Source organism: Enterobacter sp. BRE11, assembly GCF_031844285.1.
Lineage (GTDB): Bacteria > Pseudomonadota > Gammaproteobacteria > Enterobacterales > Enterobacteriaceae > Pantoea.
Window position 1 is genome coordinate 60,662 of sequence record NZ_JAUZUX010000007.1, and the last position, 13,327, is coordinate 73,988.

General features: G+C 60.7%; 10 protein-coding genes. 3 read left to right on the forward strand and 7 right to left on the reverse strand.

Going from position 1 to position 13,327, the window contains the following annotated elements:
• Positions 1–166 precede the first annotated feature (166 nt).
• The gene (bioH, locus tag Q9R34_RS08975) at positions 167–943 is read right to left on the reverse strand and encodes a pimeloyl-ACP methyl ester esterase BioH (protein ID WP_485893163.1); all 777 of its coding nucleotides are present in this window, start codon (positions 941–943) and stop codon (positions 167–169) included.
• Positions 944–978: 35 nt separating this feature from the next.
• Here bioH and gntX point away from each other — a divergent pair, with 35 nt between their 5' ends.
• Both gntX and nfuA read left to right on the forward strand, forming a co-directional pair.
• Entirely contained in the window at positions 979–1,659 is a 681-nt protein-coding gene (gntX, locus tag Q9R34_RS08980) for a DNA utilization protein GntX (RefSeq protein WP_434124827.1), read from the forward strand.
• Between the two features lie 58 nt (positions 1,660–1,717).
• Positions 1,718–2,293 (forward strand): Fe-S biogenesis protein NfuA, encoded by a 576-nt coding sequence (gene nfuA, locus Q9R34_RS08985; RefSeq protein WP_485893164.1) that lies wholly within the window; start codon positions 1,718–1,720, stop codon positions 2,291–2,293.
• A 42-nt stretch (positions 2,294–2,335) separates the two neighbouring features.
• On the opposite strand, the gene malQ is transcribed toward nfuA, so the two are convergent.
• The 4 genes from malQ to glpE form a co-directional block, all read right to left on the reverse strand.
• Positions 2,336–4,408: a 4-alpha-glucanotransferase gene (gene malQ, locus Q9R34_RS08990; RefSeq protein WP_485893165.1), complete on the reverse strand. Its 2,073-nt coding sequence runs from the start codon at positions 4,406–4,408 to the stop codon at positions 2,336–2,338.
• A gap of 207 nt (positions 4,409–4,615) precedes the next feature.
• Positions 4,616–5,374 carry a DeoR/GlpR family transcriptional regulator gene (locus Q9R34_RS08995; protein WP_434124824.1) on the reverse strand — a complete coding sequence of 253 codons (759 nt, stop codon included), beginning with the start codon at positions 5,372–5,374 and terminating at the stop codon, positions 4,616–4,618.
• A gap of 32 nt (positions 5,375–5,406) precedes the next feature.
• Positions 5,407–6,231, reverse strand: coding sequence for a rhomboid family intramembrane serine protease GlpG (gene glpG, locus Q9R34_RS09000; protein ID WP_485893315.1), 825 nt, complete (start codon positions 6,229–6,231; stop codon positions 5,407–5,409).
• A 33-nt stretch (positions 6,232–6,264) separates the two neighbouring features.
• Positions 6,265–6,591 carry a thiosulfate sulfurtransferase GlpE gene (gene glpE, locus Q9R34_RS09005; protein ID WP_216492936.1) on the reverse strand — a complete coding sequence of 109 codons (327 nt, stop codon included), beginning with the start codon at positions 6,589–6,591 and terminating at the stop codon, positions 6,265–6,267.
• A 227-nt stretch (positions 6,592–6,818) separates the two neighbouring features.
• Here glpE and glpD point away from each other — a divergent pair, with 227 nt between their 5' ends.
• Positions 6,819–8,327: a glycerol-3-phosphate dehydrogenase gene (gene glpD / locus Q9R34_RS09010; protein WP_434124823.1), complete on the forward strand. Its 1,509-nt coding sequence runs from the start codon at positions 6,819–6,821 to the stop codon at positions 8,325–8,327.
• A gap of 1,053 nt (positions 8,328–9,380) precedes the next feature.
• Here glpD and glgP read toward each other — a convergent pair.
• Together glgP and glgA are read right to left on the reverse strand one after the other, a co-directional pair.
• Positions 9,381–11,828 carry a glycogen phosphorylase gene (glgP, locus tag Q9R34_RS09015; protein ID WP_485893166.1) on the reverse strand — a complete coding sequence of 816 codons (2,448 nt, stop codon included), beginning with the start codon at positions 11,826–11,828 and terminating at the stop codon, positions 9,381–9,383.
• A 21-nt stretch (positions 11,829–11,849) separates the two neighbouring features.
• Entirely contained in the window at positions 11,850–13,283 is a 1,434-nt protein-coding gene (gene glgA, locus Q9R34_RS09020; protein ID WP_434124821.1) for a glycogen synthase GlgA, read from the reverse strand.
• Positions 13,284–13,327: the final 44 nt, after the last annotated feature.

The following is a 13,327-nucleotide window of genomic DNA, read 5'->3' on the forward strand; positions in this document are numbered from 1 at the left end:
AGTACCCCTCATTTATTTCCGTTATGTGAGATGTAAGCAGACGCTGGATGCGTCAGGCGAGATGGAACGGCATCATCCTCTCCCTGGACAATTCACATCATTAAGCGGCCATGCCTACCCGAAAAGTATTGTCGCTGATAAAAAAATTGCCAGCCTTGTGCCCGGTTTAGCGGCAAAACTTCTGTCTGAAATCAAGAATATGCTGGCAGAAGGCGTCCGGATGCGAAATAAAGGGCGCGTGCGCGGCTTTTTCCATCACTATGGAAGGCGAAGCGGGCAGCGCGGCGTCGAGCAACGAGGCGACACGACGCGGTACCAGACCGTCCAGCGCGCCATAGAGACGAAGAAAGGGTACCGCAAGCTGCGGCAGTCGATCGCGCAGGTCGACCTCGCGCAGGATCGCCAGCCCGCCGTCCAGCACCGCCACGGGCGGCATCGGCTGCGCCAGCACCACCTCTTTCAAGCGGCGCGCGTCCTGCCGCGCGCTGTCGGTGCCCAGCGTCTGCAGCGCCAGGAAGCGCTCGACGGTGCGCTGGAAATCGCTGTTAAGCTGCGCGCGAAAGGTTGCCAGGGTCTCTGGCTTGATGCCTGGCCACGCCTCGCCAGCGGTAAAACAGGGCGAAGAGGCGACGCTTATCACGCCTGCTATCCTCTGCGGCGCCAGCAGCGCCAGCTCGGTCGCCACCAGCCCGCCCAGCGACCAGCCCAGCAGCAGCGCGCGCGGCGGCAAATGCGGCAGCAGCCGCTGCGCCATCTCCGCCAGCGAAAGCGCGCCAAACCCCTGACTGCGTCCATAGCCCGGCAGATCGACCAGGTGCAGGCGAAAATGAGGGCTGAGTCGCGGCACGATGCTTTGCCACACTTCGGCGTTCAGGCCCCATCCGTGCAGCAGCACAAGCTCGACATTCCCTTCTCCGCAGGTGTGCCAGTAGAGCGAGGTCATCAGTTACTATCCCGTAAAAAATTAAGGAGGTGGCTATGCTACCAATGCCCGCCCTCTGTTGGCTATGCCATCTGCCGCTGCACATCGCGGTGCATGGATTATGCAGCGTCTGCCTGCGCGCGCTGCCGCCGCTGCCAGTGCTCTGTCCGCGCTGCGGCCTCCCGGCCGGATCGCCCCGCGTTGCCTGCGGCCGCTGTCAGCGCTCGCCGCCCGCCTGGCAGGCGCTGGTCTGCGTCAGCGGCTACCAGCCGCCGCTGCGCCGCTGGGTGCATCAGCTGAAGTTTTCCCGCATAACCGCACTCAGGGTGATGCTGGCGCGTCTGCTTTTGCTAAGCTGGCTGAACGCTCGCCGCACGCGCGGGCTGGTACGCCCCGATTTGCTGCTCTGCGTGCCGCTGCATAAAAGTCGTGCCTGCCGACGCGGCTACAACCAGGCGGCGCTGCTGGCGCAGCCGCTGGCGCACTGGCTGGGCTGCGAATTCCGCGACGGCATCCGCCGCAGGCGACGCGGCGCGCTGCAGCACCGGCTGCGCGCCTCGCAGCGTCGCAGCAACGTGCGTGGCGCCTTCCGCCTTGAAATGGCCGTGCGCGGGCGCCATATCGCACTCATAGACGATGTGGTGACAACGGGCCATACCGTGGGAGAGATCGGCCGCATTTTGCTGGCGCACGGCGCGGCCAGCGTACAAATCTGGTGCCTGTGCCGTACCTTGTAGAGCGTCGGTGATGGGCGTATTATAACCAACTAAATTAGTCAACTATTGAGCAATTGCCATGATCCGAATTACAGACTCTGCCCAGGAGCACTTCGCTAAACTGCTGTCAAAACAGGAAGATGGCACCCAGATTCGCGTATTCGTCATTAACCCGGGTACGCCAACCGCCGAGTGCGGCGTCTCTTACTGCCCGCCGGATGCGGTAGAAGCGACCGACACGGAGCTGAAGTTCGAGAAGCTTTCAGCCTACGTTGACGAACTGAGCGCCCCTTACCTCGAAGACGCCGAAATCGACTTCGTTACCGACAATCTCGGTTCGCAGCTGACGCTAAAAGCGCCGAACGCCAAAATGCGCAAAGTCTCCGATGATGCGCCACTGGCGGAGCGCGTTGAGTATCTGCTTCAGGCGCAGATCAACCCGCAGCTGGCCGGTCACGGCGGTCGCGTGTCGCTGATGGAGATTACCGACGACGGTTTCGCCATCCTGCAGTTCGGCGGCGGCTGTAACGGCTGCTCCATGATCGACGTCACCCTGAAGGACGGCATCGAGAAAGAGCTGCTGGCCGCTTTCCCGGAGCTGAAAGGCGTGCGCGATATCACCGAGCACCAGCGCGGCGAGCACTCCTACTATTAATCGCCCGGCGCGCGACAGTGAGCGACTGTCGCGCGCCGTTCGCTACTCCCCTTTACGCGTCTGACTCACCGCCTTCAATAGCTTTATCACCGCTTTATCCGTAAAGATCGCCTCCAGCGGCTGCGCCAGCTTGCGTCGCCAGTTAGGATATTGATCAACGGTGCCCGGCACGTTTACCGGTGTGGTCATGCCTGTCCAGTCTTCGGGCTGCAGCCCCAGTAGTGCGCTGCCGGTTGCCGCGAGAAATTTATGCATCGCCAGATTAAGCGCGGGCGTCATCGCCAGCTTGTCCGCCTGACGTGCGCTGCGCGCCGGCATTGCGCCCGCCTGATGCAGCGCATCCAGTAGCGCCTGTTTCTGTTTCGCGCGCTGCTCATGCAGCGATTTCAGCACCGCTTTGCTGGGATAGAGCTTGAGCTTTTCGCCTAACGCGAAGTCGCCTGCGTCCCAGAAGCCGGCCAGCGTCGGCAGATCGTGCGTGCTGGCGCTGGCGATTGACTGACGCGGATAGTCGCCGGGCAGGCGATAACTGCCGTCGCGCTGCTGCTCGAACCACATCACCTTCCATGAGAAAACGCCGCTGGCGCGCAGCAGGCCGACGATTTCCGGCGGCACCGTGCCGAGATCTTCGCCGATAACCATGCAGCGATGCCGCTGGCTCTCCAGCGCCAGAATGCCCAGCAGGTCATGCACCGGGTAGCTGACATAGGCGCCTTTATCGGCCGTCTCCCCTTTTGGCACCCACCATAGCCGCAGCAGCGCCATCACGTGGTCAATGCGCAGCGCGCCGCAGTCGCGCATATTGGCGCGCAGCATGTCGATAAAAGGCTGATAGCCGCGCGCGCGCATCACGTGCGGATCCATGGGCGGCAGGCCCCAGTTCTGTCCCAGCGGTCCGAGGCGATCCGGCGGCGCGCCAACCGACGCCTCCAGCCGGTAGAGCTCAGGATCGTGCCAGGTCTCCGCGCTACCTTCCGCCACGCCCACCGCCAGATCGCGATAGAGCCCCACCGTCATCTTCAGCGCCTGGCTGCGCGCCCAGCACTGCGCAAACTGGGTTTGCGCCAGCCACTGCAGCCACTGCCAGAAGGCGATCTCTTCTTCATGCGTTTCGCACCAGCGCTGCACGTCAGGCGTCTGGCTGTTGCGCCAGCTTTCCGGCCAGGCGGGCCAGCCCCAGGCGTCTGCATCTTCGGCGCTCCGCTCCGCCTGCAGGCCGTCGTACGCCGCCTGATAGCGCAGGCTGTCGCCGCCGTCGCGCACAAACGTGGCGAACGCCTGCCGCGGCGCCTCATCTTCTGCGCGCAGGCTGAACTGCGCCCAGGCGTGACGCAATGCGGCGAGCTTTAGCGCCATCACCGTCGCGTAATCGACAAACTCGCTCTCGCGCGCTTTTGCCAGCGCGCGCTGCGTTTTCGCCGCTTTCCACCACTTTTGCGCCGCCGCGCTCTGCTGGAAATCCTCCAGCTGCGCCACGCTGATATAGATAATGTTCAGCCAGCGGCGAGACGAGGGACTGTAAGGACTGGCGAAATCGGGCGTCGCGGGATAGAGCGCGTGCAGCGGATTGAGCCCGACAAAGTCACCGCCCTGCTGCGCCACCTGCTCCAGAAGCTGCTGCAGATCGCCAAAATCGCCGATGCCCCAGTTATCGGCGGATCGCACGGTATAGAGCTGCACCAGCGCTCCCCAGCGCTTCTCACCGTTGCGCAGCGGCACAGGTAGCCAGCAGCGGCGCGGCGTCAGAATGATGCGTGTCTGCCACTCTTTTTTGCCTTTGCTCAGCGTCAGCTGGTGATAGCCGTGCCCGAGCGGCGACGGCAGCATAAAAGGCTCGCCTGCCTCCAGTTCGCCGCTAAACTCGCGGCCCTTTTCGCTGCGCAGGCGCCACTGATAGCGGCCGCGTCCTTCCGGGTTAAGCTGGCGCGTTGTGCCGCCGCTAAAGACCTGCACCGGGGGCAACGGCGCGCCCTTCTCTTTTCTGGCGTCGCCCATGACCGCCAGCAGCGCCGTTTTAGTTTCGTCGCTGATGGCTTCCGGTTCGCCTTTGGCGTTGGTGTAGGTGAGGGATATTCCGGCGGCGACTGCCGCGCGATCCAGTGCGCTCTCTTTCATGCTCTCCCCTTAGCGTCTTGATGCAAAGCCGTTGAGTTGCGGTGTGATAACGGTTTGCCCACAGGCAAACTGAGCATTAAGTAAAGACGGCAGTGGGGAAAAAATCGACAGGAAACAAAGAAAAAGGCGGGTTTTGAAATCAGCGAGCGCTATAGCCTTAGTTAAGGCGATACCGCTCGCGACAGCTTAAAGATTAACGGTGCTCACTCAGCAGAGTTCGAGTTGAACCTCGTGCTGTTCGATCACCTTCATAATGCTGGCGGGCGGCTGCTTGTCGGTATAGAGCTGGTCGATAAGCCCCATATTGCCGAGATTGACCATCGCATTGCGGCCGAACTTAGAATGGTCGACCACCAGCATCACGCAGCGTGAATTTTCGATAATGGCGCGCTTGGTGCGCACCTCGTGATAGTCAAACTCCAGCAGCGACCCGTCCATATCAATGCCGCTGATGCCGAGAATGCCGTAATCGAGGCGGAACTGAGAGATAAAGTCGAGCGTCGCTTCGCCCATAATGCCGCCGTCGCGCGTGCGCACCTCGCCGCCGGCGATGATCAGTCGAAAATCGGGCTTGCTCATCAGCAGCGTCGCCACATTGATATTGTTGGTCACCACGCGCAAGTTTTTATGATTCAGCAGCGCATAGGCCACCGCTTCTGGCGTGGTGCCGATATCGATAAATAAGGTTGCGCCGTCTGGAATTTCACTGGCGACGCGTTCGGCGATGCGCGCTTTCTCCGCCGACCACATCATCTTACGCTCCTGCCAGGCGGTATTTTCAGAGCTGGAAGGCAGCGCCGCGCCGCCGTGATGACGCTGAATTTTATTCTGATCGGCGAGGTCGTTAAGATCGCGGCGGATGGTTTGCGGGCTTACCTCAAAATGTTCTACCAGCTCTTCGGTACTGACATATCCCTGACGCCGGACCAGATCGATAATGGCGTCATGACGTTGCGTCTGCTTCACATTACTCTCCTGTTTTCTTTTTTTATCCGGCGCTAACGGCGCCGCACTGCACGGGTATCGACAAACGCCATCGCCAGCCCGACCAGCAGACCGGCGACGTGAGCGCCATTGGCAATAGCGAGCCCGAACGCGCCATACCAGCCGATCACCAGCCACACGATAGCAAAACCAATCAGTCCGCGTTCCAGATAGACGCCGCTCTCAGGGTCACGCTCGCCGCGCAGCCAGCAGTAGCCCATCAGCGCATACACCACGCCCGACAAACCGCCAAACCAGATGCCGCTGAATTTCGCCTGTACGAAGCCACTGAGCAGCGCCGAAATCAGCATAATCACAAACAGCTTGCCGCTGCCGAGCCGCTTCTCTACCGCGCCGCCGAGATACCACCACCACATCAGGTTAAACAGGATATGCAGCAGTGAAAAGTGGAGCAGCGCATGGCTGAACCAGCGCCAGACCTGAAAATACTGGCCTGGGCCATCCGGCCAGCTCAGCCACAGCAGCACCCTTTGATCGCCAAAGATCTGCATCAGGATAAACACTGCGATACAGGCGAAAAGCACGGTCATGGTAAGCGGGCCAGCGCGATCGCGAATATTGCCCCACAGATTGCTGCGCTCGTAGCGCAGGCCACTTTTGGTGTCGCCGGTATGCCAGCTGGCGGCCTGATAGCGAGGGTGGTCCGGCTGGCGCACAAACTGCTGAAGTTCGTTTTCGACCATTTCAAGTCGGCTCTCGTCATCGAGCAGAATGACGTAGTGACCATCCTGCTCAATGCGCAGCGCGACGCCGCGCGTCGCCATATAGTCGACGAACGCCTGCGCCATGCGCGGGTTAGTAAACTGGGTAATGCGCACCATTAATCACTCTCCTTGTTCATCGGGCGCGGCTCACTCGCCGCCGGCGACAACCTGGGTCGGAAACGCGGCGCGCCAGGCGTCGAAGCCGCCGTCGATGCTGTAGGCGGCGCTGAAGCCCTGGCTCAGCAGATACTGTGCGGCGCCTTTGCTGCTGTTGCCGTGGTAGCACATCACCAGTACCGGCAGCTCCCGGCTGGCGCTGGCCAGAAAGTCGTTGAGGTTGCCGTTGCTCAGGTGCAGCGCGTTTTCCGCATGGCCGAGCGCAAAGCTCTGCGGATCGCGGATATCGACCAGCTGCGCGCCTTGCGCCAGATGCTCGCTGGCCTGCTGAACGTTAATGCATTCGAAGGTTTCCATGATTCTCTCGTTAGGACGACACAATTAGCGCCTAGTGTAACCCGATAAGCAGCCTCAATAACCTGACAAAGCATCCGGGTTTGTATTTATTTCTCAGCAGGAATGTTAGCTATATCACGCAAAAATGTTTTTAGCGCGTTAAACACTGGCATCAATGTTGGTTTGCGACTATGATTATGCTCGAAAACGAACATTAATGAACTATTCCGAACATCGGAGGAGATGACGTGGAAACCAAAGACCTGATCGTGATCGGCGGCGGCATCAACGGTGCCGGCATTGCAGCAGACGCTGCAGGACGCGGCCTGTCAGTGCTGATGCTGGAGGCGCGGGACCTGGCTTGCGCGACCTCTTCCGCCAGTTCAAAGCTGATTCACGGCGGCCTGCGCTACCTCGAACACTATGAATTCCGTCTGGTCAGTGAAGCGCTGGCCGAACGTGAAGTGCTGCTGAAGATGGCGCCGCATATCGCTTTCCCGATGCGCTTTCGTCTGCCGCACCGCCCGCATCTGCGCCCGGCATGGATGATTCGCGCTGGCCTGTTTTTATATGACCATCTGGGCAAGCGCACCAGCCTGCCGGGGAGCAAAAGCCTGCGTTTTGGCGCGGATTCAGCCCTCAAGCCGGAGATTACGCGCGGATTCGAATATTCTGACTGCTGGGTAGATGATGCTCGCCTGGTGGTATTGAACGCGCAGGAAGTGGTAAAGCGCGGCGGCGACGTGCGCACTCGCACTCGCGTAACGCGCGCCTGGCGTGAAAACAACCTGTGGACGGTGGAAGCGGAAGATGTCGACAGCGGCAAAACCTATACCTGGCGCGCCAAAGCGCTGGTGAACGCGGCGGGCCCGTGGGTGAAACAGCTGTTTGACGACGGCCTGAAGCTGAAATCGCCTTACGGCATTCGCCTGATCAAAGGCAGCCATATCGTGGTGCCGCGCGTACACAACGAGAAGCAGTCATACATCCTGCAGAACGAAGATAACCGTATCGTGTTTGTTATTCCCTGGATGGATGACTTCTCGATTATCGGCACCACTGACGTCGAGTACAAAGGCGATCCGAAGAACGTCAAAATTGACGACAGCGAGATCGACTATCTGCTCAAAATCTACAACAGCCACTTTAAAAAGCAGCTGGTGCGTGACGATGTGGTCTGGAGTTATTCTGGCGTGCGCCCGCTGTGCGATGACGAATCCGATTCGCCGCAGGCGATCACCCGCGACTACACGCTGGACGTGCGCGACGACAACGGCCAGGCGCCGCTGCTGTCGGTGTTTGGCGGTAAGCTGACCACCTACCGCAAGCTGGCAGAGCATGCGCTGGAGAAGCTGGTGAAGTATTTCCCCAACGCCGGTCCGGCATGGACGAAAAACTGCGTGCTGCCGGGCGGCGATATCGCCGGTACGCGTGAAGATTACGCCGCCAGCCTGCGTCGTCGTTATCCGTTTATTACCGAAGGCATGGCGCGTCACTTCGCCCGCACCTACGGCAGCAGCACCGAGACGCTGCTTGACGGCGCGACGCGCATTGAGGATCTGGGTGAGAACTTCGGCCACGACTTTTATGAAGCCGAGCTGCGCTATCTGGTGCAGAACGAGTGGGTGCGCGAGCTGGATGACGCTATCTGGCGCCGCACCAAGCAAGGCATGTGGCTGAACGAGGCGCAGCAGGCGCGCGTAGCAGAGTGGCTGGCGACGCACAGTCAGAAGCCCAGCCTGTCGCTGGCGAGCTAAATAAGTTTAACGGGGCCTCGGCCCCGTTTTTTTTTGCCTGCTGCGCAGGCGGGGCGCTCAGCGGGGTCCGCCCGCCAGGCGGCTCAGGTTCGCTGCGCGAACTTGCTCTGAGCGGGTTCCGCCCGCCAGGCGGGTTAGCCTGCTGCGCAGGCGGGGCGCTCAGCGGGGTCCGCCCGCCAGGCGGCTCAGGTTCGCTGCGCGAACTTGCTCTGAGCGGGTTCCGCCCGCCAGGCGGGTTAGCCTGCTGCGCAGGCAGGGCGCTGAGCGGGTTCCGCCCGCCAGACGGCTCATGTTCGCTGCGCGAACTTGCTCTGAGCGGGTTCCGCCCGCCAGACTGCAGGGAGTTTCAGCCGCTCCGCTGCTGGCGTGCGTGTTAAGGGGCTCGCCAGCCCCTTAACAATCCCCGCTTCCGGCAGCCTCCACGCCGCGCTGCGCGCGGTGCCTTCGTTGCTTACGTCGGCCGCACGGACCCGTCGGGACAGGCCGTCCTGGCCTGGCCCTCCCTCTCGCCGACCTCCTGTCGGCTCGTCCTGGCCGCCGTGCGCGCCTCAGCGTGTCGGATGCCTCTGACTGCCCCGCCTGTGGTTTCCTTATTTTTTTATTAACGACTGCGTCGTCTGAGCACATGATTCATGCTTTCAGCGACAAAGTTGCGCCTTTAAGAATCAGAACGTGCAGCAGGGGTTTTGGGGGCCATCGCAGCCGCTGAGCGGAGGAAGGATTTCAGGATGAGGCGACAGGAGGTCGCCGAAAGCGCGGGCCAGGCCAGGACGGCCTGTCCTGCGCGGTCCGTCAGAAATCCTGCCGGAGCGAAGGGACCCGCGCAGCGGGCGGGTGAGCTGGCCCGGGGCGCGGGTGCAGGGCCGGCGCCCACCGGCCCTGCTCGGTCGCCCGCTGCGGGCGAAATGAAACTGTCCGCCTGTCAGGCGAACGAAACCCGCGCCGCAGCCAGGCAAACAAAACCCGCACCGCAGCCAGGCAAACAAAACCCGCACCGCCGCCAGGCGAATTAACCTGCGCAGCAGGCAGCCCCGCCTTCGGGCGGAAGCCCGCTCAAAGCCTCACAGGCTTAATATGCCAAATCTCATCCGCATACTCCTGGATGGTTCGGTCAGAAGAGAAATACCCCATATTGGCGATATTCAGCGCCGCGCGGCGCTGCCACTCTTCCGGCTTGCGATAGAGCTCATCCACCTCATCCTGGGTATCCACATAGCTGCGGTAATCTGCCAGCAGCTGATAGTGGTCGCCAAAGTTCACCAGCGAATCGAACAGATTGCGATAGCGGCCGGGATCCTGCGGACTAAAAACGCCGGAGGCGATCTGCGTCAGCACCTGATGCAGCTCAGCATCCTCTTCGTAATATTTACGCGGGTTGTAGCCGCCGCTGCGCAGCGCTTCTACCTGCGGCGTAGTATTGCCAAAAATAAAAATATTCTCCTCGCCGACATGCTCCAGCATCTCGACGTTTGCGCCGTCCAGCGTACCGATGGTCAGCGCGCCATTGAGTGCGAACTTCATATTGCTGGTGCCAGATGCCTCGGTGCCTGCCGTGGAGATCTGTTCAGAAAGATCCGCCGCCGGAATGATGATCTGCGCCAGGCTGACGCTGTAGTTCGGAATAAACACCACCTTCAGCTTGTTCTTCACCTGCGGATCGTTGTTGATCACGTTCGCTACGTCGTTGATCAGGTGAATAATATGCTTAGCGGTGGTGTAGGCCGATGCCGCTTTGCCTGCGAAGATATTGACGCGCGGCACCCAGTCGCGGCCGGGATCGGCTTTGATGCGGTTATAGCGCGTAATCACATGCAGCACATTCAGCAGCTGACGCTTATATTCATGGATGCGTTTGATCTGCACGTCGAACAGCGCGTGCGGGTCCAGCACGATATCCATGTTTTTCGCCACCCAGTCCGCCAGTCGTCGCTTGTTGTCGAACTTGGCATCAGCCACCTTCTCGATAAACGCCGGATAGTCGATCTGCTGGTTGAGCTCGGCAAGCTGACTAAGATCGGTGCGCCAGGTGCGGCCAATCTCTTCGTCCAGCAGCTCCGACAGCGCCGGGTTGGCCAGCGCCAGCCAGCGACGCGGCGTCACGCCGTTGGTCTTGTTGCAGAACCGACCAGGAAACAGACGCGCGAAATCCGCGAACAGCGACTGCACCATCAGGTTGGAGTGGAGTTCGGAGACGCCGTTGACTTTGTAGCTTACCACTACCGCCAGCCACGCCATGCGAATGCGGCGCCCGTTATTCTCGTCAATGATCGAGATGCGCGACAACAGATCCCAGTCGTCCGGGTAGTACTCCTGAATGGTCTTCAGGAAGTAGTCGTTAATCTCGAAAATAATGCCGAGATGGCGTGGCAGGATCTTGCCGATCATCTCCACCGGCCAGGTTTCCAGCGCCTCGCTCATCAGCGTATGGTTGGTATAAGAGAAAACCTGGCAGGTCACTTCGAACGCATCGTCCCAGGTGAATTTGTGCTCGTCGATTAACACACGCATCAGCTCCGGGATCGCCAGCACCGGGTGGGTGTCGTTAAGGTGGATAGCGATCTTGTCCGCCAGATTGGACCAGGTTTTATGCATCTGCCAGTGGCGGTTGAGGATATCCTGCACCGTGGCGGAGACCAGGAAGTACTCCTGACGCAGACGGAGCTCGCGTCCCGAATAGGTGGAATCGTCGGGATAGAGCACGCGCGAGACGTTTTCCGAATGGTTTTTATCCTCTACCGCGGCAAAGTAGTCCCCCTGGTTGAATTTGCCCAGGTTGATTGCGTTACTCGCCTGCGCGCCCCACAGGCGCAGCGTATTCGTGGCGTCGGTGTCGAAGCCGGGGATGATTTGATCGTACGCCATGGCGACAATCTCTTCGGTTTCCAGCCAGCTAACCTTCGCGCCTTCATGCTGGATGCGGCCGCCAAAGCGGACTTTGTAGCGCGTGTTGTAGCGCTGGAACTCCCAGGGATTGCCATATTCCAGCCAGTAATCGGGCGACTCTTTCTGCTCGCCGTCGATGATATTTTGACGGAACATGCCGTAATCGTAACGGATGCCGTACCCGCGTCCCGGCAGGCCCAGCGTAGCGAGTGAATCGAGAAAACAGGCAGCCAGGCGTCCGAGGCCGCCGTTGCCAAGGCCGGGATCGTTCTCTTCTTCCATCAGGTCGGCCAGATTTAATCCCATCTCGTCCAGCGCCTGATTGAGATCGTCATAAATGCCCATCGCCATCAATGCGTTGCCTAACGTCCGGCCCAGCAGAAACTCCATCGACAGGTAGTAGACCTGACGGACATCCTGCGACAGCTGCGCGCGGCTGGAGCGCAGCCAGCGCTCCACCATGCGGTCGCGCACCGCCAGCAGCGAGGCGTTGAGCCAGTCATGCTGGTTCGCCACGGAGGGATCCTTGCCGATGGTGAACATCAGCTTATAGGCAATCGAGTGTTTCAGCGCTTCGACCGTTAGTGTCGGCGACGTATAGGTGAAAGGAGCATTCATATCAGTTATCCCAGTCTCTGATTACAGCAAACGTTGGTAAAGATCGCGGTAGGCCTGCGCGGCCACTTGCCAACTGAAATCCATTCCCATCGCCTGTCGCTGAACGTAACGCCAGAGAGAAGGCCGCGACCACAAGACAAAAGCACGCCGAATCGCCCGCAGCAGCGACCAGGCGTTGCTGTCTTCAAAACTGAATCCGCTAGCGATGCCGTCGGCCAGGTTCTCCAGCGAGCTGTCGTTAACCGTATCGGCCAGGCCGCCCGTGCGGCGCACCAGCGGCAGCGTGCCATATTTCAGGCCGTAGAGCTGCGTCAGACCGCAGGGCTCAAAGCGGCTCGGCACCATAATGACGTCCGCGCCGCCGACGATGCGGTGCGAGAAGGCCTCGTGATAGCCAATCTGCACGCCGACGCTGCCGGGATGCTCCGCCGCAGCGGCGAGAAAGCCCTGCTGCAGCTCGGCGTCACCCTGTCCGAGCAGCACCAGCTGACCGCCCTGCGCCAGCAGGCCAGGCAGCGCCTCCAGCACCAGGTCCAGCCCTTTTTGCCGCGTCAGACGGCTGATGACGGCGAAAACAGGGACGCTGTCGTCGACCTTCAGCCCCATGGCGATTTGCAGCTGCCGTTTGTTCTCGGCCTTGGCTTCCAGCGTGTCGCGGTTATAGCGCGCGCTGAGCAGCAGGTCGTGCGCCGGATCCCAGATGCCGGGATCGACACCGTTCAGAATGCCGCTGAGACGCCCTTCGCGCAGCCGCTGCTCCAGCAGCGACTCCATGCCATAGCCGAACTCCGGGCGCGTAATCTCATGCGCGTAGGTCGGGCTGACGGCAGTGACGTGATCGGCGTAAAAGAGGCCCGCTTTCAGGTAGGAAATCTGCCCATAGAACTCCAGCCCGTGCATGGCGAAGAAATCTCTCGGCAGCTGGATTTCGTCCAGATGGCGCGCGTTGAACAGCCCCTGATAGGCCAGGTTGTGGACGGTAAACACCGACTTTGCCGGACGTCCGCGCGCCTCCAGATAGGCGCAGGTCAGACCCGCATGCCAGTCGTGCGCATGAACGATATCGGGCCGCCAGTAAGCGTCCAGCCCGCTGGCGATTTCACACCCCATCCAGCCCAGCAGCGCGAAGCGCAGATAGTTATCTACATAGGCGAACTGCGACGTATCGTGATACGGGCTGCCGGGTCGATCGTAGAGCGACGGCACGTCGATCAGATAGATGCCGACGCCGTTGAAATGACCAAACAGCAACCGCGTTGGACCGGCGAAAGTCTGCAGCTCGGCCACCACCTCCGTTTCGGGGATCCCTTTAAGCAGATCGGGAAAAGCGGGCAGCAACACCCGCGTGTCCGTACCATCCGCAATCTGCGCCTGCGGCAATGCCCCAACAACATCAGCCAACCCGCCGGTTTTTAGCAGCGGAAAAAGTTCTGAACAGACATGTAAAACCTGCATCCTCGGCCTCTTAATAAGTGATCGGGCGCGATCCTCGCGTCGAT